Source organism: Marinobacter sp. DSM 26671 (genome assembly GCF_900112835.1).
Classification (GTDB): Bacteria; Pseudomonadota; Gammaproteobacteria; order Pseudomonadales; family Oleiphilaceae; genus Marinobacter; species Marinobacter flavimaris.
In genome coordinates this window covers 1-1,431 of the sequence record NZ_FONF01000070.1, presented here as the reverse complement: position 1 = coordinate 1,431, position 1,431 = coordinate 1, and the positions used below count along the sequence as shown (strand labels likewise).

1 protein-coding gene is annotated in these 1,431 nt (G+C 59.5%); it reads left to right on the top strand.

The window, feature by feature from the left end; translation table 11 throughout:
• Positions 1-182: 182 nt before the first annotated feature.
• Positions 183-1,431 (top strand): IS21 family transposase (istA, locus tag BM035_RS22170; protein WP_092034460.1); only part of this gene is annotated, 1,249 nt, incomplete at its 3' end.

Genomic DNA, 1,431 nt, shown 5'->3' with positions numbered 1-1,431 from the left:
TGCGTATTCCAGACCAAAGTTGCCACTGATTCCAGACGAAGCCTGCCACCCATTCCACGCGAAAGCTGCCACTGATTCCACGGCAAAGCTGCCACCCCGGCAGGCTGCCTGACTTCCCCATCAAAACGTTCGACGCGGGATAACTAACGGTACTCTGACCCTTTTCATCCGGAGAGGGTCAGATGCCAGCGAAGAGGTTATCCATGCGTAAGATCAAAGAAGTCCTTCGCCTCAAGTGGGAGCGAGGGCTGAGCAACCGTCAGGTTGCGGCGGCCTGCGGTATCAGCCGTCCCACCGTGAGCGAATACCTGCGCCGTATGTCTGAAGCCGGTCTGAGCTGGCCGTTGCCAGCGGACCTGGATGAGGCGCATCTGGAGCAGTTGCTGTTCCCGCCACCACCGGACCTGCCGGCACAGGCCAGGGGTATACCCAACTGGCAACACATCCGTGACGAACTTGCGGGCAAGAATGTCACTCTATTCCTACTCTGGCAGGAGTACCGGCAAGCCAACCCGGACGGCTATCAGTACAGTTGGTTCTGCGAGCACTACCGGGCCTGGCGGGGCAAGCTGGACCTGGTGATGCGCCAGGATCACCGGGCGGGTGAGAAGCTGTTCGTGGACTATGCAGGTCAGACGGTGCCCATCATTGACCGCACCACCGGAGAGATCCACGAGGCGCAGGTCTTTGTGGCGGTGATGGGCGCATCCAATTACACCTATGCCGAAGCCACCTGGAGCCAGACGTTGCCAGACTGGATCGGCTCTCACACCCGGGCCTTCCAATACCTTAATGGGGTTCCGGAACTCGTGGTTCCGGACAACTTGAAATCGGGGGTTACCAAGGCTCACCGCTACGAGCCGGACCTCAATCCCACCTACCAGGATATGGCTGCCCATTATGGGATTGCCATCGTCCCCACGCGGGTTCGCAAGCCCCGCGACAAGGCCAAGGTGGAAGGCGGTGTATTGATCGTCGAGCGCTGGATACTGGCAGCGTTGCGCCATCGTCAGCACTTCTCCCTGGGACAACTCAACGCCACCATTCGTGAACTGCTGGAGAAGCTCAATAGCCGCCCCTTCCGCAAGTTACCCGGTTGCCGGCGCGAGCACTTCGAACAGTTGGATAAACCGGTTCTACAACCATTGCCGGCAGAGCCGTATGTCTACGCCGAATGGAAGAAGGCCCGGGTCCACATCGACTACCACGTCGCCATTGAGGGGCATTACTACTCGGTACCCTACACCCTGATCAAAAAAGAGGTGGAAGTCCGCATCACTCACAACACCATCGAGTGCTTCTATCGGGGCAACCGGATCGCCAGTCATCGGCGCTCTGACCAGAAGGGTCGGCACACCACCATCGCTGCTCATATGCCCGAGTCCCATCGCCATGCCGGTGAGTGGTCGCCGGAACGGCTGATCGCCTGGG